This is a genomic window from Burkholderia sp. SRS-25 (assembly GCF_004343765.1).
In the GTDB taxonomy this organism is placed as follows: Bacteria; Pseudomonadota; Gammaproteobacteria; order Burkholderiales; family Burkholderiaceae; genus Burkholderia; species Burkholderia contaminans.
In genome coordinates this window covers 187,654-212,224 of the sequence record NZ_PTXM01000004.1, presented here as the reverse complement: position 1 = coordinate 212,224, position 24,571 = coordinate 187,654, and the positions used below count along the sequence as shown (strand labels likewise).

The 24,571-nt window shown below is 66.1% G+C and carries 29 protein-coding genes and 2 pseudogenes; 19 read left to right on the top strand and 12 right to left on the bottom strand.

Annotated features, from left to right (window positions below):
* Window positions 1–20: 20 nt before the first annotated feature.
* Both C5O79_RS05640 and C5O79_RS05635 read right to left on the bottom strand, forming a co-directional pair.
* Window positions 21–509, bottom strand: a complete 489-nt coding sequence (locus C5O79_RS05640) for a phage protein NinX family protein (protein ID WP_122477710.1) — start codon at window positions 507–509, stop codon at window positions 21–23.
* A 72-nt stretch (window positions 510–581) separates the two neighbouring features.
* The gene (locus C5O79_RS05635; protein WP_046547337.1) at window positions 582–863 is read right to left on the bottom strand and encodes a hypothetical protein; all 282 of its coding nucleotides are present in this window, start codon (window positions 861–863) and stop codon (window positions 582–584) included.
* Between the two features lie 343 nt (window positions 864–1,206).
* Between C5O79_RS05635 and C5O79_RS05630 the strand changes: the two genes are divergently transcribed.
* A complete protein-coding gene (locus tag C5O79_RS05630; protein WP_039371596.1) occupies window positions 1,207–1,449 on the top strand; it encodes a DUF6566 family protein in 243 nt (80 codons plus the stop codon).
* A 109-nt stretch (window positions 1,450–1,558) separates the two neighbouring features.
* On the opposite strand, the gene C5O79_RS05625 is transcribed toward C5O79_RS05630, so the two are convergent.
* Entirely contained in the window at window positions 1,559–2,233 is a 675-nt protein-coding gene (locus C5O79_RS05625; RefSeq protein ID WP_011349726.1) for an HAD family hydrolase, read from the bottom strand.
* A 219-nt stretch (window positions 2,234–2,452) separates the two neighbouring features.
* Between C5O79_RS05625 and C5O79_RS05620 the strand changes: the two genes are divergently transcribed.
* Entirely contained in the window at window positions 2,453–3,637 is a 1,185-nt protein-coding gene (locus tag C5O79_RS05620) for a sugar transporter (RefSeq protein WP_122477712.1), read from the top strand.
* 82 nt (window positions 3,638–3,719) lie between these two features.
* Here C5O79_RS05620 and C5O79_RS38510 read toward each other — a convergent pair.
* Window positions 3,720–4,025 (bottom strand): annotated as a pseudogene (locus C5O79_RS38510) (SDR family NAD(P)-dependent oxidoreductase); the annotation flags it as partial.
* A 61-nt stretch (window positions 4,026–4,086) separates the two neighbouring features.
* Between C5O79_RS38510 and C5O79_RS05610 the strand changes: the two are divergent.
* The 13 genes from C5O79_RS05610 to C5O79_RS05550 all read left to right on the top strand — a co-directional run bounded on the left by C5O79_RS05610 (window position 4,087) and on the right by C5O79_RS05550 (window position 17,520).
* A complete protein-coding gene (locus C5O79_RS05610; RefSeq protein WP_122477714.1) occupies window positions 4,087–4,989 on the top strand; it encodes a LysR family transcriptional regulator in 903 nt (300 codons plus the stop codon).
* Window positions 4,990–5,204: 215 nt separating this feature from the next.
* The gene (locus C5O79_RS05605; protein WP_124472738.1) at window positions 5,205–5,642 is read left to right on the top strand and encodes a hypothetical protein; all 438 of its coding nucleotides are present in this window, start codon (window positions 5,205–5,207) and stop codon (window positions 5,640–5,642) included.
* Between the two features lie 295 nt (window positions 5,643–5,937).
* The gene (locus tag C5O79_RS05600) at window positions 5,938–6,651 is read left to right on the top strand and encodes a helix-turn-helix transcriptional regulator (protein ID WP_046547338.1); all 714 of its coding nucleotides are present in this window, start codon (window positions 5,938–5,940) and stop codon (window positions 6,649–6,651) included.
* Window positions 6,652–6,760: 109 nt separating this feature from the next.
* Window positions 6,761–8,245, top strand: a complete 1,485-nt coding sequence (gene iaaH, locus C5O79_RS05595) for an indoleacetamide hydrolase (protein ID WP_122477719.1) — start codon at window positions 6,761–6,763, stop codon at window positions 8,243–8,245.
* 565 nt (window positions 8,246–8,810) lie between these two features.
* Complete coding sequence (locus C5O79_RS05590; protein ID WP_047853594.1) at window positions 8,811–9,947, top strand: muconate/chloromuconate family cycloisomerase; 1,137 nt, start codon at window positions 8,811–8,813, stop codon at window positions 9,945–9,947.
* 52 nt (window positions 9,948–9,999) lie between these two features.
* The gene (gene catA / locus C5O79_RS05585; RefSeq protein ID WP_122477721.1) at window positions 10,000–10,944 is read left to right on the top strand and encodes a catechol 1,2-dioxygenase; all 945 of its coding nucleotides are present in this window, start codon (window positions 10,000–10,002) and stop codon (window positions 10,942–10,944) included.
* 121 nt (window positions 10,945–11,065) lie between these two features.
* On the top strand, window positions 11,066–12,424 hold the full coding sequence (locus C5O79_RS05580; RefSeq protein WP_122477724.1) for a Rieske 2Fe-2S domain-containing protein: 1,359 nt from the start codon (window positions 11,066–11,068) through the stop codon (window positions 12,422–12,424).
* Window positions 12,421–12,909: a benzoate 1,2-dioxygenase small subunit gene (gene benB / locus C5O79_RS05575; protein ID WP_047853592.1), complete on the top strand. Its 489-nt coding sequence runs from the start codon at window positions 12,421–12,423 to the stop codon at window positions 12,907–12,909. Before C5O79_RS05580 ends, benB begins: the two co-directional genes overlap by 4 nt.
* Window positions 12,910–12,954: 45 nt before the next feature.
* Window positions 12,955–13,977, top strand: a complete 1,023-nt coding sequence (benC, locus tag C5O79_RS05570; protein WP_122477726.1) for a benzoate 1,2-dioxygenase electron transfer component BenC — start codon at window positions 12,955–12,957, stop codon at window positions 13,975–13,977.
* Window positions 13,978–13,979: 2 nt separating this feature from the next.
* On the top strand, window positions 13,980–14,750 hold the full coding sequence (gene benD / locus C5O79_RS05565) for a benzoate diol dehydrogenase BenD (protein ID WP_046546819.1): 771 nt from the start codon (window positions 13,980–13,982) through the stop codon (window positions 14,748–14,750).
* Window positions 14,751–14,841: 91 nt separating this feature from the next.
* Complete coding sequence (locus C5O79_RS05560) at window positions 14,842–15,240, top strand: RidA family protein (protein WP_046546820.1); 399 nt, start codon at window positions 14,842–14,844, stop codon at window positions 15,238–15,240.
* A gap of 230 nt (window positions 15,241–15,470) precedes the next feature.
* A complete protein-coding gene (locus tag C5O79_RS05555; RefSeq protein ID WP_122477728.1) occupies window positions 15,471–16,283 on the top strand; it encodes a creatininase family protein in 813 nt (270 codons plus the stop codon).
* Between the two features lie 61 nt (window positions 16,284–16,344).
* A complete protein-coding gene (locus C5O79_RS05550) occupies window positions 16,345–17,520 on the top strand; it encodes a YncE family protein (protein WP_122477730.1) in 1,176 nt (391 codons plus the stop codon).
* 1,144 nt (window positions 17,521–18,664) lie between these two features.
* On the opposite strand, the pseudogene C5O79_RS05545 reads toward C5O79_RS05550, so the two are convergent.
* From C5O79_RS05545 to C5O79_RS05535, 3 genes and pseudogenes are all read right to left on the bottom strand, one after another.
* Window positions 18,665–18,778, bottom strand: a pseudogene (locus tag C5O79_RS05545) (IS5/IS1182 family transposase); the annotation flags it as partial.
* 52 nt (window positions 18,779–18,830) lie between these two features.
* The gene (locus C5O79_RS05540) at window positions 18,831–19,271 is read right to left on the bottom strand and encodes a hypothetical protein (protein ID WP_122477732.1); all 441 of its coding nucleotides are present in this window, start codon (window positions 19,269–19,271) and stop codon (window positions 18,831–18,833) included.
* Between the two features lie 602 nt (window positions 19,272–19,873).
* On the bottom strand, window positions 19,874–20,584 hold the full coding sequence (locus tag C5O79_RS05535; protein WP_046546824.1) for a response regulator: 711 nt from the start codon (window positions 20,582–20,584) through the stop codon (window positions 19,874–19,876).
* Window positions 20,585–20,661: 77 nt separating this feature from the next.
* Here C5O79_RS05535 and C5O79_RS05530 point away from each other — a divergent pair, with 77 nt between their 5' ends.
* The 3 genes from C5O79_RS05530 to C5O79_RS05520 all read left to right on the top strand — a co-directional run bounded on the left by C5O79_RS05530 (window position 20,662) and on the right by C5O79_RS05520 (window position 21,855).
* Window positions 20,662–20,934, top strand: coding sequence for a hypothetical protein (locus C5O79_RS05530; RefSeq protein WP_131931230.1), 273 nt, complete (start codon window positions 20,662–20,664; stop codon window positions 20,932–20,934).
* Between the two features lie 401 nt (window positions 20,935–21,335).
* Complete coding sequence (locus tag C5O79_RS38505; protein WP_226148505.1) at window positions 21,336–21,581, top strand: hypothetical protein; 246 nt, start codon at window positions 21,336–21,338, stop codon at window positions 21,579–21,581.
* A gap of 19 nt (window positions 21,582–21,600) precedes the next feature.
* On the top strand, window positions 21,601–21,855 hold the full coding sequence (locus tag C5O79_RS05520) for a hypothetical protein (protein WP_236862433.1): 255 nt from the start codon (window positions 21,601–21,603) through the stop codon (window positions 21,853–21,855).
* Window positions 21,856–21,924: 69 nt separating this feature from the next.
* Here C5O79_RS05520 and C5O79_RS05515 read toward each other — a convergent pair whose 3' ends face one another.
* The 5 genes from C5O79_RS05515 to C5O79_RS05495 form a co-directional block, all read right to left on the bottom strand.
* Complete coding sequence (locus C5O79_RS05515; protein WP_047853587.1) at window positions 21,925–22,464, bottom strand: GNAT family N-acetyltransferase; 540 nt, start codon at window positions 22,462–22,464, stop codon at window positions 21,925–21,927.
* Window positions 22,465–22,504: 40 nt separating this feature from the next.
* The gene (locus C5O79_RS05510) at window positions 22,505–22,930 is read right to left on the bottom strand and encodes a hypothetical protein (protein WP_131931228.1); all 426 of its coding nucleotides are present in this window, start codon (window positions 22,928–22,930) and stop codon (window positions 22,505–22,507) included.
* Window positions 22,931–22,940: 10 nt separating this feature from the next.
* Complete coding sequence (locus C5O79_RS38500) at window positions 22,941–23,141, bottom strand: hypothetical protein (protein WP_236862413.1); 201 nt, start codon at window positions 23,139–23,141, stop codon at window positions 22,941–22,943.
* 129 nt (window positions 23,142–23,270) lie between these two features.
* On the bottom strand, window positions 23,271–23,492 hold the full coding sequence (locus tag C5O79_RS05500) for a hypothetical protein (protein ID WP_046546827.1): 222 nt from the start codon (window positions 23,490–23,492) through the stop codon (window positions 23,271–23,273).
* 63 nt (window positions 23,493–23,555) lie between these two features.
* A complete protein-coding gene (locus C5O79_RS05495; RefSeq protein WP_039371647.1) occupies window positions 23,556–23,819 on the bottom strand; it encodes an HPr family phosphocarrier protein in 264 nt (87 codons plus the stop codon).
* A 371-nt stretch (window positions 23,820–24,190) separates the two neighbouring features.
* Between C5O79_RS05495 and C5O79_RS05490 the strand changes: the two genes are divergently transcribed.
* Window positions 24,191–24,535 carry a zinc ribbon domain-containing protein YjdM gene (locus C5O79_RS05490; protein WP_021158207.1) on the top strand — a complete coding sequence of 115 codons (345 nt, stop codon included), beginning with the start codon at window positions 24,191–24,193 and terminating at the stop codon, window positions 24,533–24,535.
* The last annotated feature ends 36 nt before the right edge of the window (window positions 24,536–24,571 follow it).

Sequence of the window (24,571 nt, the reverse complement as noted above, 5' to 3'; positions counted from 1 at the left end):
TACGTGCATGCAGCATGCACTTACATGCGCGGCACTGAGCGGATATCCGTGCTGTCGCCCGTGGCACGATCGTCATCGGTTTCGGGAAGCGGCACGCCGGGATCGCAGCGCACCACCGCACCGTGTTCGATTCGGTGCGGGAACGGCGGCGGTGCGTCGATTTCGTCGCCAAAGCGTGCACGCACGAACGCCCGCAGCAGTGCCAGGCGCGCATCGCGCCCGTGCGCGCCGCAGGTGGACGGGCCGTCGACGAAGGTCGCGTCGCATTCGACGTCGTCGCCGTGCCGCGCGATTCGAAGATCGTCGACCCGGTCGAGCACCGCGCCCGCGTCGGACCACGACGCCGACGGCGCGAAACATGCGTCGAGCCGCCTGAGTGCGTCGCATGCAGCCGTCACGACCAGGTGCGGCGCGACGGCGGTGAACCGCAGCGTGTCTTCGTCGTCGGCGCACAGCGCGCGTGCACACCAGTAGTCGAGATCGTTTCCGTCGAGTGCGTCGGTTCGCATGGGGCGGCTCCGTCGGATCAAAACGGGCTCACCGCGCAAGCGGCGTGCCCGTCGCGCGGCCCGCCACGATCATCATGCGTCGACGTCCCGGTTGCCGTCGATCCGCTGCAGCAGCACATCGCAACGTTCGCGCAGCGCGTTCAGTTCCGGCGAATCGGCGTCGAGCCGCACACGTTCGCCGCTGTCGGGATCGCGGTTCGCGACCGCGATGTCGTAGATTCCTTGCGCGATCGTCGCGGACGCGTCCGCGATCCTGACCCGCGCAAGCCATCCGCATTCGGCGTGATGGCACGCGAGCCACATCCGCTGCACGTCGACGAGCTGACCGGTCGTGAGCCATGCGCCGGACCGCATGCGCGCGGCCAGTTGGCTCGTCACGAGATAGGAGAGCAGATCGGTCGTTTGATTCACACGAGGCTCCTTGGCGAAGGGTCGGGACGGTCGATCCGCGAACCGGGTCGCGGGAGCGGGAGCCGGGGAAGGCGTCGGTGCGCGGATCGTCGTCCGGTTGCAGGAGGAACCTGTCACGGGCTCGCGGCGCGTGCCCGTGGCGGTTCGGACCGCGATCGGCGCGCAAACCGCGTGCCAGCAGGCGGGCGCCGGGCACGGCGCGTGCGCACCGGGCCGCCGGGGCGCGCGGCGATCATGCGGCGCGTATTTTTTGCATCGTCATCGCAGATAGGTACAGGAGGCCACCGTGCAAAATCAACAGGACGCACAGATTCGGGACCCGTATCGCGGGCACGAGATACGCGTGTGGGCGCGGCGCAACGACCGCGGCGCATGGCGCGACGAAGTACAGGTGTATGTCGGCGGCGAGCGCATCGAGCTGGTCGCGCCGGCGGCCGATGGCCCCGACTGGATGACCGAGAACGAGGCGCTGCTCGCGGGCGTCGAGCGGGGCCGTTATCTGATCGACAAGCGCATTGACGACGATTGAACCGCCGGGCGGCCTGGTGCCGATACGGCGGGGATGTGGCCGATGGTCGTTCGCGACCTGACGAAACCGACGGCGATCCGGCGCAGACGCCGTCGGCAAAGCAGGCGTTTCAGGGCCGCGCAGCAATCTCGTCGAGATGCCACAGCAGATCCGCCGGATCGTCGTACACGCGCAGCGCGCCCGCGCGCTCGAGTTCGTCGCTGCCGTATCCGCCCGACAGCAGCCCGACGCCGAGCGAGCGGCAGCGGGCGGCGGCGAGCATGTCCCAGATGCTGTCGCCGACCACGACCGTGTGCTCGATCGGCACGTTCAGTTGCGCGGCGGCCGTCAGGAACAGATCGGGGTCGGGCTTCGCGTACTTGACCTGGTCGCGCGTGACCACCACGTTCTTCGCCGGATCGACGCCGAGCGCCTCGAGGTTGATGGCGGCCGTTTCCATGCGCCCGCTGGTCGCGATCGCCCAGCGGATGCCCGCCGACGACAGCGCGGCCAGCAGTTCGCGCGCACCCGGCAACGGCCGGACCTGCGCGCGCAGCCGCTGGTACGCGGCCGCATGGAGGCGCGCCAGCCGCTCGACGCGTTCGGCGTCGAGGTCGCCCGACGTCTCGCGCAGCAGCTGATTCAGGAACAGGCCGCCGCTCATGCCGATCTTGCGGTGGATGCGCCACACCGACAGTTCGATGCCTTCGGCATCGAGCGCTTCCTTCCACGCGAGCACGTGCTGGTAGACGCTGTCGACGAGCGTGCCGTCGAGATCGAACAGAAAAGACGTTTCAATGCGCATGTGTATCTCCTGGCTCGAAAGGGGGCGAGCGAACGGGTCGCGAGAAGCGGGTCCGCACATTATCGGCGCACGGCGATGTCATGACCATGTCCCGCGGCCCACCGACGCGACGCCACCCCGCGCCGCGCCGTGTCATGTGCCGCTGGTACAATCGCGGCGATCGCCGGGCCGGGCTCTCCGCACCGCGCGCCCCCAACCCTCGTCTCGCCGATTCCAGGTATGGCTACACCGGACGCCGTCAGTTCCAAGCACTCGTGGTGGGGTGTCCTGACCCTGGCACTCACCGCCTTCATCTTCAACACCACCGAATTCGTGCCCGTCGCGCTGCTCAGCGCGATCGGCGACAGCCTGCACATGCAGCCGACCGACGTCGGCCTGATGCTGACGATCTACGCGTGGGCCGTGGCCGTCGTGTCGCTGCCGCTGACGCTGGCCACGCGCCACGTCGAGCGCCGCAAGCTGCTCACGGGGGCGTTGCTGGTGTTCATCGCGAGCCACGTCGTGACCGGCGTCGCGTGGAATTTCACGGTGCTGATGGTCGGCCGGCTGGGCATCGCGTGCGCGCATGCGGTGTTCTGGTCGATTTCCGTGCCGCTGGCCGTGCGGCTTGCGCCGAGCGACCGGAAAAGCCGCGCGCTCAGCCTGCTGGCGATGGGCACGGCGATCGCGATGGTGGCCGGCATTCCGCTCGGGCGCGTGGTCGGCGAGACGTTCGGCTGGCGTGTCACGTTCCTGATCATTGCCGGCGCGGCGGGCGTCGCGTTGCTGCTGCTGCGCGCGACGTTGCCGGTATCGCCGAGCCAGGGCGCCGGGTCGCTCGGCAGCATCGGCGTGTTCCTGCGCAAGCCCGCGCTGGTGGCGTTGTACGCGATCACCGTGCTCGTCGTGACCGCGCACTTCACTTCGTACACGTACATCGAGCCTTTCGTCCAGAGCGTCAACCACGCGAGCAGCAGCCGGATCACGTATGTGCTGATCCTGTTCGGCGTCGCCGGCATACCGGCCGCGATCTGTTTCAACCGCATCTATCCGCACCGGCCGGACGACTTCCTGCTCGGGTCGATCGTCGCGCTGGCGGGATGCCTGCTGATCCTGTTCCCGTGCGCGCTGAACATCGTCACGCTGTCCGTGCATACGCTGGTCTGGGGCGGGGCGATCGTATGCTTCGGGCTGGCGATGCAGGCATGGGTGCTGAAGCTGGCGCCGGAGGGGACCGACCTCGCGGTGTCGATCTTCTCCGGGCTGTACAACGTCGGGATCGGTGCGGGCGCGCTGATCGGCAACCATATCGCCGGCGATTTCGGGCTGCCGTGGGTCGGCACGTTCGGCGGCGTGGTCGGCGCGGTGGCGGTCGGGATCGCGTGGCTCGCGTTGCGGCTGCATGCGCGGCAGGCGGCGGCGTAGCCGACGCCGGGGGGCGGCGTGCGGCATGTGGCGCAGGTCGCCACGGCCCGGCCTCGCGCTTCGCGGGTCATGCCACCGAGTAGCCGCCGGCGGTCACGATTTCGTCGACCAGTCGATCGAGCTCGGGCTTGCGCCGCGCGGAGACGACGACCTTTGCGCCACGGCGCGCGAGTTCGATGGCCGACGCGCGGCCGATGCCGGAGCTGGCGCCCGTTACCAGGGCGATGCGGCCGTCGAGTTGGGCCGGTTTCGTGCTTGCGGTCATGATGAAGTTCTCCAGAGTGGTGTTTGAAAGCGACGCATGTGGCTGAGTTGAATCGGTTGCGATGCACGCTTGATGAGCATTGTGGTCGCTCGCGAGTCGTAAAAAAATGGAACAATGGTGCATTCAGAATTCCCATTTTGGGAATGAAACGCGAAGCCGCATGCGCGCGCCAGGAGGGTTCTCCATGCTCAATCGACTCGACATCCTGAAGATCTTTGCCGCGGCCGCCGCGGCGCCTACGTTCCGCGAGGCGGCCGCGCGCCTCGGCGTGTCGCCGCAGGTCGTGACGCGTGCGGTGCGCGACCTGGAGGAGATGCTCGGCGAAACGCTGTTTCACAGGACGACCCGGAGCATCCGGATCACCGCGTTCGGGCAAGCCTTCGCGCGCGACGCGCAGACGGCGCTGGCCGCCGTCGACGGGCTGTTCGGGCCCGCGACGGGGCAGGCCGACGAGCCGGTGGGCGTCGTGCGGATCACGGCGCCGTCGGGCATGGGGCGTCGTTACGTCCAGCCAATCCTGAGCGATCTCATGCAGCGGTATCCGGGGCTCGTGCCCGACTTGCGGCTGTCGGACGTGCCGTCGCCGGTGGTCGACGAGCAGATCGACATCGGCGTGCGCGTCGGGGCGATCGGCGACAACCGCTTCGTCGCGCGCATGGTTGGGCCGTTGCCGATGTGGATCGTCGGCGCGCCGTCGCTGATCCGGCGGTTGGGCGAACCCAAAAACCGCAAGGACCTCGAATCGACGCCGGTGACGTGCCTGATCGATCGCGCGAGCGGCCGCCCGTGGCCGTGGATGTTTCGGGGGGAGCAGCAGTTCGTCCCGTCGTCGCCGGCGTACCTGACGGACGATACCGAGGTGGAGATCGAGGCCATCTGTGCGGGGGTGGGGCTGGGGCAGTGCTCGGAGTACCTCGTCCGGCCGTACGTCGACAACGGGCGCCTCGTGCGGCTGCTGCCCGGCCTCGAGCCCGAACCGTGGAAGCTGCACGTCTATCGCCCGCGGCGCGGGCCGATGCCCCGGCGCATCCGGGTCGTGTACGACGAGCTGGTGGCGAAGCTCGCGAACGCGACGTGGCGGGGGTAGGCGGTGCGGCCCGGCCGCGGGTCGCGTTGGCGCGAAGCGGTGTCAGCCACCGCTCGACGACGTCGGCGCACGTGCGAACCAGTAGCGCGCGGCCATCCGGCCTGGCATGGTCGCGCCATTCGCCGCGATGCACGCGGCAAGCCGACATATTGCGGCATCATCATGGATGCCGACGCACCGGTATTCGGTGCCCGATATTCGACTGGAGACGTTGCATGCCGATACCCCGGATTGAAACCCGCGACGCGATGGGCGACCCCGATGTGGTCTATCTCAACCCGGATCACGTGCTGTGGATGTCACAGCCGACCGCTGCGCAGCGGCGGCCGGGCGGCACGGCCATTCGCGTGGACGACCGCGTGAAGGGCGGTTCGTTGCTGATGGCCGACAATCCGCCGGCCGCCCAACTGCTGCAGGATCTCGGGCCGTTCGTGACGGTGACGCTGGCGAACCCGTCGTCCGACTATCCGGACGGTCTCGTCCATGTGCGTGCGCAGGCGATCGTCAAGATCGCGACGGACGACCATGACAAGCCGCTCGCCGAGCGCACGCTCGGCTGGGTCCACGTCAAGGACGGCTCCGCGTTCAAGGTCAGGGATTACGCCGGCGTGGCCGCGCAATGGCAGGCGTCGGTGGCGGGTGCCGGCCGCTGAACGGGGCTTCACGCCTGCGTAATGACGCTGCGGCCCGTCGGGCGGCAGCCGGCCGTGGTTCTCCTCGGGGAAACGGGTGCGTTGCTTCGCGCGCCCGGGCACGCTGCACAGGTGCCGGCTGGCCGGGCGAACCATGAGCCCACCCGGCCCCGCATTCGATACGCAATGCACCGATCCCCCGAGTAACATGGCGCATCGCGACGAACCGGCGCCCGTTCGGGCCTTCGCCGCGAACGCGCCCGTCGAAGCGCCCGATGCAGGTGTTCTCCACCGGCTTGCCGAGGAACCATCCGTCATGAACCTTTCCGCGTCCGATATCACACCGGAGGAACTCCGGCTGTTCGGCGACATCGTCGCCCGCCTGGAAGAACTGGGGCCGGTCGTCGACGTGAGGACGGTCGTGCTGCCCGCGATCACGCAACTGCTCCGCGCCGATTTCGCCGCGTCGTTCGATTGCGACGTACACACCGGCCTGTGGCGCAACGGCTTCTCGTACAACGTCGATCCGTTGCAGATCGCCCGGTACGAAGCGTGGTTCCAGCATATCGATCCGGTCACATCGCAACTGCGCGCGCGCCGCGTGGCGACCTGCGTCGACGAGGTGGTGAGCCGGTGCGAACTGGAACGGACCGAGTTCTACAACGACTTCCTGTGCCGCGACGGCATGCATCACGGCATCAACGTCTATGCGTTCGACGGCGCGACGCATGTCGGCGACCTGCGCATCTGGCGGGCGAAAGGGCGGCCCGATTTCACCGAGCGCGACAAACTGCTGCTGAACGGCATCGAGCCGTTCTTCCGGCGCGCGCTGCTGCGGCGGCGCCATGCGTGCGCGGGGCTGACCGAGCGCGAGAGCGACGTCGCGCGGCTGGTTGCCGCCGGTTATACCGACAAGGACGTCGCGCGCACGCTCGGCATCGGGGTGCCGACGGTCCGCACGCATCTGCGGCGCGTGATGGCGAAGAAGGGCGTCGCCAACCGCGCGAGCCTGGCGGCCGCGCTGGCGTGACCGGCTGCTCGGCCTCCGGTGGCCGACCGGGGTCATCCATTGTGATGATGGGCGTCAAAATCGGCGCACCCTACCTTGTGACGATCCCCTGTTACGAGGAACGACGACGATGCCAATCCTGGGAACCCTGACGCTCACCGAAGCCCGGAACGCAATCTTGCGCCGTGAGTTTTCCTGTGTCGAATACGCGTACGCAACGATCGAGCGGCACGCACGCTGGCGCTACCTGAACGGCTTTACGTGCGTCGACGATGCGCGGCTGCTCGCCGAAGCGGCGCGCTGCGACCGCGACCTCGCGACGTCGTCCACCCCGCACGCGTTGCTGGGCCTGCCGATCGCGATCAAGGACAACATCGACACCGCTTGCCTGCCGACCGGCAACGGTACGCTGGCGCTGCACAACCGCGTGCCGCCGCAGCATGCGCCGGTCGTCGCGCGGCTGCTCGCCCAAGGGGCGCTGATCGCGGGCAAGGCCAACCTGCACGAGCTGGCGTTCGGCGTGTCGGGCAACAACCGCGTGACGGGCGCGGTACGCAATCCGTACGATTTCAACCGGATTCCGGGCGGCAGCAGCAGCGGCTCGGGCGCGCTGGTCGGCGCGGGCGTGGTGCCCGCCGCGCTCGGGACGGATACCGGCGGTTCAGTCCGGATTCCGGCGGCACTGTGCGGTGCCGTCGGTCTCCGGCCAACCGTGGGGCGCTACCCGTCAGGCGGCGTGGCGCCGATTTCGCGTACGCGCGACACCGTCGGCCCGATCGCACGGTCGGTCGAGGATATCGCGCTGCTCGACGCGATTCTGTCGGGCACCGGCACCGGTGCGGGCGAGCCGACGTCGCTGCCGAACCGCAGCGCGACGCGCCCCGTGCGCCTGGCGGTTCCGCGCACGACGTTCTGGCGCGGCCTCGCTCAAGATGTCGAGATGGTGGCGAATGCCGCTGTGGCGAAACTGGCGCAGGCGGGATTCGAGTGCGTCGATATCGACCTGAACGACTATCCGGGGTTCTTCGACGACGAGCCGGCGATCATCGCCATGTACGAGTTCCGTTCGTCGATGCACGCCTATCTGGTCGAGAACGGCTACGACCTGTCGGTCGACGACATCGTCGCGAACGTGGGGAGCCCGGACGTCGCGAAGATCGCCCGCCATGTCACCGGCCCCGACGGTATCGGCGAAGCGGCGTACCGCACCGCGCTCGACCGGCGTACGCGGTCGCGTGCCGCGTATCGGCAGTGCCTCGCCGACAGCGGTGCCGATGCGCTGGTGTTTCCGACCACGATCGCCGCCGCGTGCCCGATTCCGTCGGGCGACACGATGATGCTCAACGGCGAAACCGCGTCGGTGTTCTCGACTTACATCCGGAATACCGAGCCGGGCAGTAACGCCGGCGTACCGGGCATGACCGTCCCGGCCGGCCTGACGGCGGCCGGGCTGCCGGTCGGCCTCGCCCTCGATGGGGCGGCCGGCACCGACCGCGAACTCATCGCGGTCGCGCTGGAGGTCGAGCGGGTGCTCGGCCGGTTGCCGCCGCCGGACGACGGGTATGGGGTAGAGGGCAGGTTGGGTGGGTACGCAGGCGTCAATGGGGAATCGTGACGCCGAGCCGCCGTGCGCGGGGGGCGGTGCGGCGGTTGAGTTGCCGGAGCCGGTGATGTTCGCCATGAAGCCGGCCAGCATGCGCGCGAGGCAGACCGCCCTGATGCAAGCCCCTTCGCGTGCCTGACCCGATGCGCAAGCACCGCTGACGGAAACCCCGCCAGCGCCACACACTCTTGAGCCGACAACCGGCGAACAAAGCGCACGCGAAGCCGGCCGCCAACCGCGCATATCGAGAAATTCGCCCACGAGCCCTCCGGGTGAGGCATCAGGAAAACCCTGACAGCGCCCGCCGAGGCCACTTTTTTGCGTCGCCGCGCGCGTGGCGACCGATGCCATTCCCGTCTCCGGCTGCCCGTACCCCGGGTGGCCGCTCCCCCCGATCCAGCATGGCTTCCTGACCGTATTACCTGTCATGGCGGGTATGGCAAGCAGCGACTTCAAGCGAATATTCCCGAATTTCAATACCTGTCGGGTATTGAAATGACCGCCTAAAAGTATTGGACGCTCGCTCTGGCCGAGACGTATAAATCGCCTCAAGAACTTCACCCACACGGCGTGCCCCATGTCCTCCGTCACCATCGAACGCATCGAAACCCGCCTCGTCGACCTGCCGACGATCCGCCCGCACAAGCTGTCGGTGGCCACGATGCACGGCCAGACGCTGATGCTCGTGAAGGTGTTCTGCAGCGACGGCGTGACGGGTCTCGGCGAAGGCACGACGATCGCCGGCATGGCGTACGGCCCGGAAAGCCCCGAAGCGATGAAGCTGGCGATCGACACGTATCTCGCGCCGGCGATCATCGGCAAGGACGCGACGCGCATCCAGACGCTGATGGCATTCCTCGGCAAGCTCGCGAAGGTCAACCACTTCGCGAAGAGCGCGCTCGAAACCGCGCTGCTCGACGCGCACGGCAAGCGGCTCGGCGTGCCGGTGAGCGAACTGCTCGGCGGCCGCCGCCGCGATCGCCTGCCGGTTGCATGGACGCTCGCATCGGGCGACACGTCCACCGACATCGCCGAAGCCGAGCGGATGCTCGACCAGCGCCGCCACAACGTGTTCAAGCTGAAGATCGGCGCGAAGGCGCCCGAGGCCGATATCCGCCACGTGGCCGCGATCAAGCAGGCCGTCGGCGATCGCGCGTCGGTGCGTGTCGACGTGAACATGGCGTGGAGCGAAACGCAGGCCGCGCGCGCGATTCCGGCGCTGGCCGATGCGGGCTGCGAACTGGTCGAGCAGCCGGTGGCCTCGGCCGCGGCGCTGGCGCGCCTGATGCGTCGCTTCCCGGTCGCGCTGATGGCCGACGAAATCCTGCAGGGCCCCGACAGCGCATTCGACATCGCGAAGCATCACGGCGCGGACGTGTTCGCGATCAAGATCGAGCAAAGCGGCGGCCTGTTCGCCGCGCAGCGCGTCGCCGCGATCGCGGATGCGGCCGGCATCGAGCTGTACGGCGGCACGATGCTCGAAGGCGCGTTCAGCACGGTGGCGTCCGCGCACCTGTTCGCGAGTTTTGCGAACCTGCAGTGGGGCACCGAACTGTTCGGGCCGCTGCTGATCACCGAAGAAATCCTGACGCAGCCGCTCGATTACAGCGACTTCGAACTGACCGTGCCGGACGGCCCCGGCCTCGGCATCGAACTCGACGAGGACAAGGTCAGGCGTTTTACCCGCGACGGGCTGACGAAAGTCGCGCGATAACCCGAGCCAGGCAACGGCCGTCAATCCCCCCAATACACGTGGAGACACCATCATGAGCGTCAAAGTTTTCGATACCCGGGAAGTGCAGGATCTGCTGAAGGCCGCGTCGAACGCGGGCGCGAGCGGCACGAAAGGCGGCAACGCGCGCACGCAGCAGGTCGTGCTGCGGCTGCTCGGCGACCTGTTCAAGGCGATCGACGATCTCGACATCACGCCCGACGAAGTGTGGGCCGGCGTCAACTACCTGAACAAGCTCGGCCAGGACGGCGAAGCGGCGCTGCTCGCGGCCGGCCTCGGCCTCGAGAAGTTTCTCGACATCCGGATGGATGCCGCGGACAAGGCGATCGGCCTCGACGGCGGCACGCCGCGCACGATCGAAGGGCCGCTGTATGTAGCCGGCGCCCCGGTGCGCGACGGCGTGTCGAAGATCGACCTCGACGCGGACGACGGCGCGGGCCCGCTTGTCATCCACGGCACGGTCACGGGCCTCGACGGCAAGCCGGTCGCGGGCGCGGTGGTCGAATGCTGGCACGCGAACTCGCACGGCTTCTATTCGCACTTCGACCCGACCGGCAAGCAGAGCGATTTCAACCTGCGCGGCGCGGTGAAGACGGGCGCCGACGGCAAATACGAATTCCGCACGCTGATGCCGGTGGGCTACGGCTGCCCGCCGCAGGGCGCGACGCAGCAACTGCTGAACGGCCTCGGCCGCCACGGCAACCGTCCGGCGCACGTGCACTTCTTCGTCGACAGCCACGACCACCGCAAGCTGACGACGCAGTTCAACATCGAAGGCGATCCGCTGATCTGGGATGACTTCGCGTATGCGACGCGCGAGGAGCTGATCCCGCCCGTGGTCGACAAGACCGGCGGCACGGCGCTCGGCATGAAGGCCGATGCGTACAAGGACATCGAGTTCGACTTCGTGCTGACGCCGCTGGTGCAGGGCAAGGACAACCAGATCGTCCACCGCCTGCGCGCGGCCGCGACGGCGTAACCGCCAACCGCCCGCCGGCGCGGCGCCGATACGCCGCCGCCGGCCGGGTTCCCGCGAGATTCAACCGATTACCGATGCGAGCGTGCTTGCAGGACGCGGCACGCGCATGGGAGGAGCCAACATGTCCGCCACGACCGACCAAGCCACCGACCTGGATCACCTGCTCGCCACCGCCGTGCAGGACGACAAGGAAGCCGGCGTATTCCGCTGCCGCCGCGACATCTTCACGAACGCCGAGCTGTACGAGCTCGAGATGAAGCACATCTTCGAGAGCAACTGGGTGTACCTGGCGCACGAAAGCCAGATCCCGGCCAACAACGATTACTACACGACGTGGATCGGCCGCCAGCCGATCGTGATCACGCGCGACAAGTCCGGCGAGCTGCACGCGGTGATCAATGCCTGCGCGCACAAGGGCGCGATGCTGTGCCGCCGCAAGCACGGCAACAAGGGCAGCTTCACGTGCCCGTTCCACGGCTGGACGTTCTCGAACACCGGCAAGCTGCTGAAGGTGAAGGACGAGAAGACGACCGAGTACCCGGTGCAGTTCAACACGCACGGCTCGCACGACCTGAAGAAGGTCGCGCGCTTCGCGAACTACCGCGGCTTCCTGTTCGGCAGCCTCAGCGCCGACGTGCTGCCGCTCGAGGAGTATCTCGGCGAAGCGCGCGTGATCATCGACCAGATCGTCGACCAGGCGCCGAACGGGCTCGAAGTGCTGCGCGGCAACTCGTCCTACATCTACGAAGGCAACTGGAAGATGCAGATGGAGAACGGCTGCGACGGCTACCACGTCAGCACCGTGCACTGGAACTACGCGGCGACGATGGGCCGCCGCAAGGAGGACGGCACCAAGGCCGTCGATGCGAACAGCTGGAGCAAGTCGGTCGCGGGCGTGTACGGCTTCGACAACGGCCACATCCTGCTGTGGACCAAGACGATGAACCCCGAAGTGCGGCCCGTGTATCAGCACCGTGAAGAGATCAAGGCGCGCGTCGGCGACGCGCAGGCCGACTTCATCGTCAACCAGACGCGCAACCTGTGCGTGTACCCGAACGTGTTCCTGATGGATCAGTTCAGCACGCAGATCCGCGTGGTGCGGCCGCTCGGCGTCGACAAGACCGAAGTCACGATCTTCTGCTTCGCGCCGAAGGGCGAGAGCGAGGCCGACCGCACGGTGCGGATCCGCCAGTACGAGGATTTCTTCAACGTGACGGGCATGGGCACCGCCGACGATCTCGAGGAGTTCCGCGCATGCCAGGCCGGTTACGCGGGCATCACGGCGATGTGGAACGACCTGTCGCGCGGTGCGCCGCTGTGGGTCGACGGGCCGGACGAGAACGCGAAGAAGATGGGGCTGAACCCGCGCATTTCCGGCGAGCGAAGCGAGGACGAGGGGCTGTTCGTGTGCCAGCACGAACACTGGGTGAACGTGATGCGCGATGCGCTGAAGAAGGAACGCGGGGAGGTGGCAGCATGAGCTTCGATTACCGGACTGTCTGCGCGGCGCTGTATCGCGAAGCGCGCCTGCTCGACGATCGCCAGTGGGACGAGTGGCTGACCTGCTACACGGAGGACGTCACGTACTGGATGCCCGCATGGGACGACGACGATCGGCCGACCGACGATCACCAGAGCCAGATCTCGCTGATGTACTACCCGGACCGCGGCGGCCTCGAGGATCGCGTGTTCCGGATCAAGACGGAGCGCAGCGGCGCATCGACGCCCGAGCCGCGCACCAGCCACAACGTGACGAACGTCGAGGTGCTGGCCGAACGCGACGACGAGGTGGACGTGCGCTACAACTTTCACACGCTGAACCACCGCTACCGCGTGACCGATCACTTCTTCGGCACGATGTTCGTCACGTTGCGCAAGGCGAGCGATGAATTGCTGATCTCGTACAAGAAGATCGTGCTGAAGAACGACTACATCCGGCAGGTGCTCGACGTCTATCACGTCTGACGCCCGTTGTTTCGTCATGAAAGACAAGGAAGTGGAGACGACGCCATGTCCAGCTACAAGATTGCACTGAACTTCGAGGACGGGGTAACCCGCTTCATCGACTGCAAGGCCGGCGAGAAGGTGCTCGACGCGGCCTTCCGCGCGAAGATCAACCTGCCGATGGATTGCTCCGACGGCGTGTGCGGCACCTGCAAGTGCCGCGCCGAAAGCGGCCGCTACGACCTCGGCGACGACTACATCGACGACGCGCTCACCGAAGACGAAAAGGACGGCGGCCTCGTGCTGACGTGCCAGATGGTGCCGCAAAGCGATTGCGTGATCGCGGTGCCGACGTCGTCGGTCGCGTGCAAGACCGGCCAGAGCGGCTTTGCCGCCACGGTGACGAAGGTCGAGCAGCACAACGATGCGGCCGTCGTGCTCGAACTCGACGTCGGCGCGGCCGCGCCCGTGTTCCTGCCGGGCCAGTACGTGAACATCGACGTGCCCGCGAGCGGGCAACATCGTTCCTATTCGTTCTCGTCGGCACCGGCCGATGCGAAGGTCAGCTTCCTGATCAAGAAGATTCCCGGCGGCGTGATGAGCACGTGGCTCGAATCGGCGCAGCCCGGCGACACGCTGCAACTGCACGGGCCGCTCGGCAGCTTCTACCTGCGCGACGTAGCGCGGCCGCTGCTGTTCCTCGCGGGCGGCACGGGGCTCGCGCCGTTCCTGTCGATGCTCGAGGTGCTCGCGCGCACCGGGTCGCAGCAGAAGGTGCACCTGATCTACGGCGTGACGCGCGATCTCGACCTCGTGCTGGTCGACGCGATCGAAGCCTACGCGGCGAAACTGCCGAACTTCAGCTTCGCGACGGTCGTCGCGGATGGGGCGTCGAGCCATGCGCGCAAGGGCTGGGTCACGCAGCACATCCCGGCCGATGCGCTGAACGACGGCGACGTCGACGTGTATCTGTGCGGGCCGCCGCCGATGGTCGACGCGGTGCGCAAGTATTTCGACGACGAAGGCGTGAAGCCGAACAGCTTCCACTACGAGAAGTTCACCCCCAACGTCACGGCAAAGGCGGCGTGATCATGCAACGATTCTCTGGCAAGGTCATCGTCGTCACGGGCGCCGCGCAGGGCATCGGCCGCGGCGTCGCGCTGCGCGCGGCGGCCGAAGGCGGCAGGGTGCTGTTCGTCGATCGCGCGGATTTCGTCGCCGAGGTCGCGGCCGAAGCGGCGGGGGGCGAGACGGCCGGCTTCGTCGCCGATCTCGAGACGTACGACGGTGCGCATGCGGCGATCGCGCACGCCGTGCAGACGTTCGGCGGCATCGACATCCTGATCAACGGCGTCGGCGGCGCGATCCGCATGCGTCCGTTCGCCGAATTCGAACCGGCGCAGATCGATGCGGAAATCCGCCGTTCGCTGATGCCGACGCTTTATACGTGCCACGCGGTGCTGCCGCACCTGCTCGTGCGCGGCGGCGGCACGATCGTCAACATCTCGTCGAACGCGACGCGCGGCATCCGCCGCGTGCCGTACTCGGCGGCGAAAGGCGGCGTCAATGCGCTCACGGCGGCGCTCGCGATGGAATACGCCGCGCACAACATCCGGGTCGTGGCCACCGCGCCGGGCGGCACCAGCGCGCCGCCGCGCCGCGTGCCGCGCAACGCGGCCGGCGACAGCGAGCAGGAACAGGCATGGATGGGCGAAGCCGTGCGCCAGGTCACGGAATCGACGTTCTTCAAGCGCTACGGCAGCCTCGACGAACAGATCGCGCCGATCCTGTTCCTCGCGTCCGACGAGGCGAGCTACATCACCGGCACGGTGCTGCCGGTCGCGGGCGGCGATACGGGTTGAACGGCGTGTCGTGACGCCGCTTGCACGCGTTCAACGTGCATTCATCGACAACCCACCGGCCGGCGCGAAGACGCCGGCCACGGAGACTCCCATGAGTAATCGCAAAGCCATCGTTCCGGCGGGAATGGAAGCGGTGTACGAGAAAATCGGCTATGCACCGGGCCTGAAGGTCGGCGATACGCTGTACGTATCCGGCCAGATCGGCCGCGATGCGGCAATGCAGCTCGTCGCAGGCCGTGAAGCGCAGATCGTGCAGGCATTCGAGAATTTGAAGCGCGTGCTGGAGGCGGCAGGCGCATCGTTCAACGACGTGGTCGACCTGACGACCTTCCATACCGACATGCGCGACCTCCCGTTGTTCATGCAGGTGCGCGACCGTTACCTCGCTGCGCACCCGAAGCCGGCGTGGACGGCGGTCGGTGCGCACATGCTGGGCGGCGCGCCCGGCTATATCGTCGAGATCAAGGCGGTGGCCGTATTGCCGGCGTGATCGGCGGTGACGAGGAGCGGGCGCGAGAGGCCCTCGTCCACGCATCGAACGGGCTCGTCGCGAGCTGACCGGGAGCGGCAGGCTTCGCGACGCAAGACGGAATTCTGACGAATGGCTTTCTCGCGACCTTCGGCGTGAATCGTTGCGCCACGTCAGCGACAAGCCGGGCGAGTTCGTTTATGTTTCGAGGAAACGCAGCGTCGTCCCTTTTCTTCCGTCGAGAATCCGCGATGAAATGCCTGCCACGCGTCGTCTTCGCCGCCCTCGCTTTCACTGTCGCGCAAGCCGCGCTTGCCCAGGCGCCGGCAACGGTGCAGCTCGAAGACATGACCTGGACCGAACTGCGCGACAGCATCCGGGCCGGCAAGACCACCCTCCTGATTCCGATCGGCGGGACCGAGCAAAGCGGGCCGTACGTCGCGCTCGGCAAGCACAACGCGCGGGTCAGGGTGCTGTCCGAGCGGATCGCCGAAGGCCTCGGCAACGCGATCGTCGCGCCAGTCATCGCCTATGTGCCCGAGGGCGGCTATGCGCCGCCGACGTCGCACATGCGCTTCCCGGGCACGATCACCGTGCCCGACGACGTCTTCGAAAAGACCCTCGAATCCGCGGCCAACAGTTTCCGCGTGCACGGCTTCACGAACATCGTGTTTCTCGGCGACCACGGCGGCTACCAGAACGACATCAAGCAGTCGGTCGCCAGGCTCAACAAGTCGTGGGCCGGCACGGGCGCGCGCGCGTTCGTGCCGGCCGCGTATTACGGCACCAGTTCCGACGGCTATGACCAGATCCTGCGCGAGCATGGCGTGCCGGCCGCGGATATCGGCACGCATGCGGGGCTGGCCGATACGGCGCTGCTGCTGGCGGTCGAGCCGCGCATGGTCAGGGTCGACAAGCTGCGCAACGCCGCGAAGCCGGGCGCCGTCGACGGCGTCTACGGCGGCGATCCGCGTCATGCGAGTGTCGATCTGGGCCGGCTGGGCACCGACGCCATCGTGTCGCGCACCGTCGACGCGATCAGAAAGGAAATCGCCGGCCGCTGACGCGGCCGCGCCATCGCGCTACTTTTGTCGTCGTTCCACTCAATCGAACCGGGGCATCGTCATGCAACCGCGCTTTCGCCGTCACCTCCGCTTCTCCCGCCCCGCGATCGTCATCGTGGCGGCGTTGGCCTTCGGCGCCCGCGGCGCGATCGCGGCGGCCGCCGTCGCGACCGTACCCGGCATGCCGCCCGTCCTCCATCCCGACAACCTGTACAGCGAGGCGCAGGCCGGCCGCATGAGCGTGGCGGTAGCGGGCGCGTTGCCGCGCATCTACGTGCCGAACCTGAGATCGAACGACGTCTACGTGATCGACCCGGCCACGTACAAGGTCGTCGACCGGTTCGCGGTCGGCCGTAGCCCACAGCACGTCGTGCCGGCATGGGACCTGCACACGCTGTGGGTCGCGAACAATGCCGAAGGGCGAACCGACGGCAGCCTGACGCCGATCGACCCGAAGACGGGCAAGCCCGGCCAGACAGTGAACGTCGACGATCCGTACAACATGTATTTCACGCCCGACGGCAAGGACGCGATCGTGGTGGCCGAGGCGCATGCGCGGCTCGACTTCCGCGACCCGAAAACGATGGCGCTGAAATCGAGCGTCGATGTGCCGCAATGCAAGGGTATCAACCATGCCGACTTTTCGATCGACGGCCGGTACGCGCTCTTCACGTGCGAGTTCGGCGGCAAGCTGGCCAAGATCGATTTCGTGAACCGCAAGGTGGTCGGCTATCTCGAACTCGACCGCAAAGGGATGCCGCAGGACATCCGCGTGTCGCCCGATGGCAAGGTGTTCTATGTCGCCGACATGATGGCGGACGGTGTCTACGTCGTCGATGGCGACGCCTTCACGAAGATCGGCTTCATCCCGACCGGCGTCGGGACGCATGGCCTGTACCCGAGCCGCGACGGCACGAAGCTCTATATCGCGAATCGCGGCTCCAATCGGGTCCACGGGCCGCGTCACGGCAAGGGCAGCGTATCGGTGCTCGATTTCGCGACGCGCAAGGTGGTCGCAACCTGGCCGATTCCCGGCGGCGGCAGTCCCGACATGGGCAACGTCAGCGCGGACGGCAACACGCTGTGGCTGTCGGGCCGCTTCGATGACGTCGTCTACGCGATCGACACCGCGAGCGGCGCGGTCCGGTCGATTCCCGTCGGCATGGAGCCGCACGGGCTGACGGTGTGGCCGCAGCCGGGGCGCTATTCGCTCGGTCATACGGGAAACATGCGGTAGGGCGGCAGCCGGCCAGCGCGTACCGGCACGGCCGTTCGACACGCGGGCCGCATGGCTCGTCGATGAAACCCGTGCACGCGGCAGCCGCGGCGCAAACGGCGCGCGGCTGGCGCACATGCCGGGCCTGCCCGAACAAAGACACCGGGCGAGTTGCCCACCGCCGGCCGGTGTCACGGTCGTGACAGGCGACCCTCCAACCGGCCGTGGACAACTCGTCCGCACCACGATAAACGGAGGAACTCCGCCTGCGTGGAAGTCAACGGCCCAACCGCTCACGGAAACGAGTCAACCTCATTCACCCGTTGGTCGCCACGAATTCCGTCCGAGCTCGGGCTGAACGCGTGACTTCGAGTTGTCCGTCGTTTCTTCCGCGCGTCGTTTCGCGAATGGGCACGATTTCGTTGCGGCCAAATCCCGTGGACAGCGCATTCAGCCTCAACAAGAACGCTTCATGGAAGCGTTATGGTTCTCCCTTCCGTGACAACTGCAGAACCAGATGCTCCCGAACCGTTCTGCCAAACAATAAAAAGGCACTTGTCGTGGCCGGGGGACGGATCCCCCCAATTTTTGTTGTCTGCACGAAAACTTCTGATGCCGTCCGCATACATTTTCGTTACCTGGCTCGTCACGTCGTATGTGTCAGTATTTACGCCATAACCTGCAAAAGATACCTTGATCATTATTTCACCCCGTTAGGCAGTAATGCGAGTCGTCAACACAATCGAAATTCTCAACATGAATCCGATACTCGCAGGTGCGAAAAGGCCAGTCCGGCGGTCGAAGTGACAGGGAAAGCTGTAACCCGCGACCGCGCCGAAAAACTCACCATTTATTTCACGCTCTTTACTGCTCGTGACGCCGTTTCCTCAAGAGGCAATTGCAAACGCCGATTGAGTTTTTCTCAAGGTGAGTGAATAAAAAATAAGCCACGTTTGCGGAAAATTCCAGCCCGACACAGTCTTTTTCGGTGGGTGGACCGTTCGCATGCGGAGAGTGGTGCAGGTTGGCTCGAGAGCAGGCGGTCTTTTGACCACGTCCCCCGGAGGTCACGCGCTGTCGGCCGTATCCATGGGATGAGCGCCGCGTCTGGGCGTTGTTGCATTAGTCGGGCGTAGTGACGAGGCAAGGGCCTGGGGGCACGATTTCAGGCAATGCGAACGGATTGCGGACGTGCGAGGTCCGCCATGCGGTTCGGCACGCCCACGCGGATGGCAACCGCGGCTGCCAGCGATTCGGTGCGTCGTGCCCGCCGGCAGTTACGACGGCGCGCCGAACAAGTCGATCGGCGCACCATCGAAGCATGGGTCAGATCACTTCTTGAAAGAGTCCTGGGGGACGGGAGCCGGGCTCCAGATCTCCGCATCCGATGCGTTTGCCGCGAATATCCAGATGGGCGTGCCGTTCGCGACCGTTCTCCATTGGAGGTCGAAGACATATTGCGAATTGGCCACGCTTTGGATGTAACCGGATTGCGGGTCGTCCGATTGCGGGGTGAATTGCCATTGCTGAGAAGCCGACGCGCGGTTTTTCACGTAGGTGTTCAGGGCAAGGTATTGCTCGTTGGATACCGTTCCGCAGTCGATGGCGAGCGAGGGGTCGCTGTGCAGCGTGATTCCGCCATCCGCCTGGAAGTCCCACTCGGTATACAGGGGGTTCGTAGTGGCGGGAACGAGCACCACCCGGTTGCCTTTGACGCGATCGGTGACGCCGATGAGCCAGTCGGTATTGGCCGTGTAATGAATTTTTGCCATTTTTCCCTCGGAGGGTAATTGGATGATTCGATAAATGAATGCTTCCTTCTCGACAGCAGCCTCACATGGAAATCATCCTTGTCGCAAGAACCTTGACGCATCTGCATATAATCGACGAAATCGTCGGCGCTTTATTGGCAAGGTTTGAGGATGGGCTTCTGTCTGGGATAAACATTAGGCCCGTCACATCGCGGAATCCATTACATGCAATTACATGACAGGATGGCGTTGTCGCATAAATCGGGCGAGCAAGCGGCCGGCTGACGTTTACGCACGACAGCCGGGCCGGCACCTCTTTTAACCGTTCGGGTTCCTGCGCAGGTTTTCGATTTTTGGCTTCGAGAAGGTGCGCCGGGACAAGGGCAAGACGAGCGGACCGAAGGCTCGCTACCGTGTCGGGAGTCGGTCTGGAAATCAGGACGTTCCCGCCGGAGCGCTTGATCCACTACGCGAGTCGATCAATTTGACGCGGGTACGGGCGAGTGGACGACATCATTTCGACGATATTGCCAATACAGCCGTCAATTCGCACGTCGAGCCGCTTGCGGGACATTCATCTCGTGTCGACAACTTCAATTTGCTCTACGCGTGACGGCAGCACGTCATTCCCACGCGTGCTTGCTGAACTGATAGCCCTTGCAGCGGATCGTCTTGATTCGCTTCGGCTCCGTCAGGTCATCACCCAGCTTGCGGCGCAGCTTCGAAATGCGGCCGTCGATCGAGCGGTCGAAGCCGTCGAACTCGATGCCGCGTAGCAGCAGCGTCAGGTCTTTTCGGCTGACCACCTCGCCGGCGCGGCAGACGAGCGCCCACAGCAGGTCGAACTCGGTCGACGTCAGGCGGGGTGCGCTGCCGTCGGGAAGACGAACCTTGCGATCGGCCCGGTCGATCGAAAACTTGCCGAACTCGAAACGATGAGGCGATGCCGGCTCGACGTCGTCCGGACGCATGCGCACCCGTCGCAGATGGGCCTTGATCCGTGCGAGCAGGATGCGCGGCTCGACCGGCTTGTGGAGAAAGTCGTCCGCGCCGAATTCCAGGCCGAGCAACTCGTCGAACTGTTCGTCGCGGGCCGTCATCATGATGACGATGCCGTCGTACTGCATGCGTGCCTCGCGACAAATCTCGAAGCCGTCCTTGCCCGGCAGGTTGATGTCGAGCAGCACCAGGTCGGGGTGACGCGCGACGATCGTGGCTACGGCGTCGGTGCCGTCGAACAAGCGGTCTACCTCGTACTGATGCGTGCGCAGATAGTCCGCGATCAGTGCGGACAAGTGGACGTCGTCTTCGACGAGCAGGATTCGGATGGGCATCGCTAAACGAGGGGATGAAACGGGATGGTGGCGAGCGCTCACGCCCAGTCCGACGTGGGGTAGCTGAAGAGACGCGCATGATACTTCTGAACATTCCCGTGGAATGTGGCGAAATCTGCATCGCCGGGCCGCTCCGTCCGCACGCGAATCACCACGCCCATGCAGCCAGGCAAATGGGCGAAAGTGTGGAATCGTGTCATCGCGGAACGGGGCGATGGCTGGGCGATAAGGCCAGGCGTGTTATCCGGCTCAGGGCCGGCAGCAATGGCGGGCGCGGTGTCGTGCGCGCGGAAACGTTTGCGGAAAAATGGCGCGTGGAAAGCACGCCCGCCCGGGCCGCCATCCGGTAAAGATTGCTCGACATATCATTACAAAATATTACGAACCGGGCAACGGACAGGTCCTTACAATCGTGGCGACTCGATGGCGAGCATGAAGCACAGCCGCTTCCGGCTGGCCACAGAAGGGAATGCAGATGCGAAGGCGGTGACCGCAGCGTGTCATCGCTCGCCCGTTGCGCCCGTTCGGCGAGGCACTGCCGGTGTTCGACGCGTGCGAATCAATGTCGACGTCACCCCGGCCTTCCGGAAGCAAACGTAAGGCTCGTACGATGTTCTGATAGAAATGCGAAATGACGCCGCTTCAAATCATCCGGAGTCTCGATTCACTCACGAACGCGATCGAAGTCGCGGTCGCCCGCGCCGACTGGAGCGAGGCCGTCCGGGCAGCAGAAACACGTTCGGCATTCCTGATGGCGCTGTCACCCGATCAACCCGACGAGGTTCACACGGCGATCGGGAGAATGCGGGAGATCGATATCCGGATCTCGATCACCGCACGGGAAACGCTGGAGGCACTCGTCGCGGAGGGCCGGAAGGCGTTGCACGAAACCCGGCTGGCGCCCCGGCCGCCGTCGCCCGGCGCGGATGTCATGGCCGCCCGATCCCTTTCGTGGCGCGCATCCATTTCACGGCGTTTCGCGCCGCACATGCATTGACACGGACAGGTTTTTGAACGTGCCGGTCAGGTCTCAACATTTCGGTGGCGGTATGCGATTTCGAAAACGCATCAGTTATGTCGATGCAACACGGTGGTTCGCTGATGGCGACCATGATCGGGTGGAAACCCGTGAAGGCGGACGAGCGATCGCTACGCCGGAGGGCTGGCGTTCGGTAAAGTCGGGCGACTGGATCTTGCGCGATGATTGCGGCAACTGCTGGCCGATGGACAACAGGCTCTTTACGAGCCTTTATGAACCGGCAGTGGATTGAGCAGGGAGGGCGCGCCGGCGCCGCCAGTCGATGCGGTATGCCGGCGGCAACCTGCCAGTCGTCAACAGCCTATCGGCTCGCGCGCGAAAACAGCAACGAATCGGTGTCGTTGAACCGGATCTGCACCGGCTCCCCGTAACCCGCTTTTTCCGCCACGCGGATCGACGCGACGTTGGTCGGCGCGATCAGGCACACGCTGCGCTCGAACCGGTGTTGCCCGTCGAGCCATGCCAGCGCGGCCGAGAGCGCCTCGGTCGCGTAACCCTTGCCGTGCGCCCACGTCGAAAGGGCCCAGCCGGCTTCCGGCACGCCGCGAATCGACGGCTCGATGAGCCGGTGGAAATCGGCGAAGCCGAGATCGCCGACATAGCGGCCCGATGCCTTCTCGCGAATCGCCCAGTAGCCATAGCCGAGCAGCGGCCACAGCCCGCGATACGCGAGCATGCGCATCCACGAGTCGCGCGGCGCGGACGGCTCGCCGTTGAAGATGTGCTCGACGACCTTCGGCTCGGCCCACATCGTGGCGAGCGCCTCGAAGTCGCCGAGCGGATGGCCTTCGAGGATGAGACGCGGTGTGTCGAGAACGGGCGGGGAGGAGACAGGCGGCATCGTGGTTTCCGGAAAGGAGGGGGGCGGGACGGCCAGACCGTCAGCATGTCGATGCCGCGCTGGTTGGGTCCCGTTCACGCACCGGCAGGCAGATCGGGCGGCGCTGTTCCTCGGCGAGCGACGACGTGCGATTGACGGCAGGCAACGGCGGCCCGCTGCGAGCGGGCATGTCCGATTCGGCAAGACAGGGAGCCGGAATGATAGCAAAACCCTTGCACGGACGGGCTGCGGTGCGCGCGGCCGGAGGTGGTGCCGCCGCATCGACGACGTCCACGGGAAGCGGGCGCGATTCCATCGGCTTCCCGCACGATGATCGGACTTTCAGGCGATGCGCGCCGCCGTCCGGTGTGCCTCCCTCACTCTGCATGATGCTCGAATCCGACTGGCTCAGCCGCTTCATGGCGCTCGTCGTGATCACCGGGAAGCTCGAAATACGCTGCGCGTTCGGTGCGCCGTGGGCGATCACGTATGAGCGATCACCTGCGTGCGAGATCCCGTAGCACGTCGTGTTGCGCGGCCGCGCGATCCTCGGGAATCCCGACGACGGCAGGGTGCGCGAACTCGACGGCGGCGAACAGGTTGGGGACGGTGCCGCCGGCGACCTTGCGGACTGGTGCGTACACGTCAGCGGTTGCGCCGGTGGCGATTTCGACGGCGGGGATGGCGATGCGGCTCATGACTGGCTCCCTGATCGGAAGGCCGAGGCCCGGTGACTCCGCTTCAGAAGCGCAGGACGCTCCTCATGCGACGCAAAATCGCCATGTCGATGCTCAAAAGGATCAAGCTGATTCGCGGCCGCCGGCGGTCTACTTCCGGTTCTTCAGGAAGGTCCGACCTTCGGCCGTGATCGACGCGCCCGAGCGGCCGTGCGCGGAATGGCTGACGAAGCCTGCGCTGACGAGTTCGCTCGCGATCGACCAGCCGAGCGCCGGTGCGTCGCGCCCGTAGCGGACATCGGCGAGGCGTTCGAGCGCCCAGATGGCGGAGGCCGAAAGGTTCGGGGTGTTGGACGTGAAGTTATCGCTCATCGCTTCCTCGCGAAAAGGGGATTCGGGGTGGGCGGGATGCCGTGACATCGGGTGGCGCGCCGGTCAGCGCGCTTGCAGCACGGGCAGCAGCGCCTGCAGTGCCGCCTCCTCGTCGGGGCCGGTGGCCAGCACCTGTGCGGACGTGCCGCCGTGCACCTGCAGCGCCGCGACGGCGGCGCTGTCCTTCGCATCGCTGCTGATCCCGTTCGCGATCAGCAGGATGTCGCTTGCGAAGCCGCGCGCCGCGTCGACGGCTGCTTCTCGTGCGGCGTAGCCGCGGTTGCGGTTCCACGCGGCGCCGATTTCAACGTACACAACGGTTGCCACGATGTCGGAGAGCCTCTGGACGAAACGTCGGGATCGGTATGCGGCACCCGACTGCCGGGGCGCGGGGGGCGCGGGGGGCGCGTGAAATGCGCTTTCCAGCACGAGTCAGGGCAGCCGGCCGCACGGACGGGGCGTGTCATCCTGCGTGGATGTGCCGGCATTCTCGGCGAAACGGGCCACAAGTCCGGCGAACGGCGCGAAAACGCTGATTATAATACAGCAACCAAGATATGTGTATTGCATTATAATGCTGTGTGCGCCGGAGGCGGCTCGCCGCCCCGTCGGCGCGTGCCTTCAGGCCGGCCGGGCCGCGCTGCCAGCGCGCCCGGCCTTTTTATCGACGACTCAACTCCCCCTGAATGGAAGCTGCAATGAACGCCGCCCCCGCCTGCCCGCAATGCGCGATGGAAAACACTTACCCCGACGGCACGCTGACCGTATGCGCGGACTGCGGCCATGAATGGTCGGCCGGCGCCGGCGCCGAAACGGGCGACGAACCGGCGGGCGACGTCGTCAAGGACGCCAACGGCAACGTGCTGTCGGATGGCGACTCGGTCGTGCTGATCAAGGATTTGCGCGTGAAGGGCTCGTCGATCACGCTTAAGATGGGCACCAAGGTCAAGAGCATCCGGCTTGTCGGCGGCGATCACGAGGTCGACTGCAAGACCGACATGGGCGGCTTCATGCTGAAGGCCTGCTACCTGAAGAAAGTCTGAGCGCGCACGCTCCAATCCACCGTCAGCAATCGACTG

Coding starts and splice junctions, on each gene's coding strand:
- C5O79_RS05640 (WP_122477710.1), bottom strand. CDS start 509: ATGCGAACCGACGCACTCGACGGAAACGATCTCGACTACTGGTGTGCA.
- C5O79_RS05635 (WP_046547337.1), bottom strand. CDS start 863: ATGCGGTCCGGCGCATGGCTCACGACCGGTCAGCTCGTCGACGTGCAG.
- C5O79_RS05625 (WP_011349726.1), bottom strand. CDS start 2,233: ATGCGCATTGAAACGTCTTTTCTGTTCGATCTCGACGGCACGCTCGTC.
- C5O79_RS05620 (WP_122477712.1), top strand. CDS start 2,453: ATGGCTACACCGGACGCCGTCAGTTCCAAGCACTCGTGGTGGGGTGTC.
- C5O79_RS05610 (WP_122477714.1), top strand. CDS start 4,087: ATGCTCAATCGACTCGACATCCTGAAGATCTTTGCCGCGGCCGCCGCG.
- C5O79_RS05605 (WP_124472738.1), top strand. CDS start 5,205: ATGCCGATACCCCGGATTGAAACCCGCGACGCGATGGGCGACCCCGAT.
- C5O79_RS05600 (WP_046547338.1), top strand. CDS start 5,938: ATGAACCTTTCCGCGTCCGATATCACACCGGAGGAACTCCGGCTGTTC.
- iaaH (WP_122477719.1), top strand. CDS start 6,761: ATGCCAATCCTGGGAACCCTGACGCTCACCGAAGCCCGGAACGCAATC.
- C5O79_RS05590 (WP_047853594.1), top strand. CDS start 8,811: ATGTCCTCCGTCACCATCGAACGCATCGAAACCCGCCTCGTCGACCTG.
- catA (WP_122477721.1), top strand. CDS start 10,000: ATGAGCGTCAAAGTTTTCGATACCCGGGAAGTGCAGGATCTGCTGAAG.
- C5O79_RS05580 (WP_122477724.1), top strand. CDS start 11,066: ATGTCCGCCACGACCGACCAAGCCACCGACCTGGATCACCTGCTCGCC.
- benB (WP_047853592.1), top strand. CDS start 12,421: ATGAGCTTCGATTACCGGACTGTCTGCGCGGCGCTGTATCGCGAAGCG.
- benC (WP_122477726.1), top strand. CDS start 12,955: ATGTCCAGCTACAAGATTGCACTGAACTTCGAGGACGGGGTAACCCGC.
- benD (WP_046546819.1), top strand. CDS start 13,980: ATGCAACGATTCTCTGGCAAGGTCATCGTCGTCACGGGCGCCGCGCAG.
- C5O79_RS05560 (WP_046546820.1), top strand. CDS start 14,842: ATGAGTAATCGCAAAGCCATCGTTCCGGCGGGAATGGAAGCGGTGTAC.
- C5O79_RS05555 (WP_122477728.1), top strand. CDS start 15,471: ATGAAATGCCTGCCACGCGTCGTCTTCGCCGCCCTCGCTTTCACTGTC.
- C5O79_RS05550 (WP_122477730.1), top strand. CDS start 16,345: ATGCAACCGCGCTTTCGCCGTCACCTCCGCTTCTCCCGCCCCGCGATC.
- C5O79_RS05540 (WP_122477732.1), bottom strand. CDS start 19,271: ATGGCAAAAATTCATTACACGGCCAATACCGACTGGCTCATCGGCGTC.
- C5O79_RS05535 (WP_046546824.1), bottom strand. CDS start 20,584: ATGCCCATCCGAATCCTGCTCGTCGAAGACGACGTCCACTTGTCCGCA.
- C5O79_RS05530 (WP_131931230.1), top strand. CDS start 20,662: ATGATACTTCTGAACATTCCCGTGGAATGTGGCGAAATCTGCATCGCC.
- C5O79_RS38505 (WP_226148505.1), top strand. CDS start 21,336: ATGGCGCTGTCACCCGATCAACCCGACGAGGTTCACACGGCGATCGGG.
- C5O79_RS05515 (WP_047853587.1), bottom strand. CDS start 22,464: ATGCCGCCTGTCTCCTCCCCGCCCGTTCTCGACACACCGCGTCTCATC.
- C5O79_RS38500 (WP_236862413.1), bottom strand. CDS start 23,141: ATGAGCCGCATCGCCATCCCCGCCGTCGAAATCGCCACCGGCGCAACC.
- C5O79_RS05500 (WP_046546827.1), bottom strand. CDS start 23,492: ATGAGCGATAACTTCACGTCCAACACCCCGAACCTTTCGGCCTCCGCC.
- C5O79_RS05490 (WP_021158207.1), top strand. CDS start 24,191: ATGAACGCCGCCCCCGCCTGCCCGCAATGCGCGATGGAAAACACTTAC.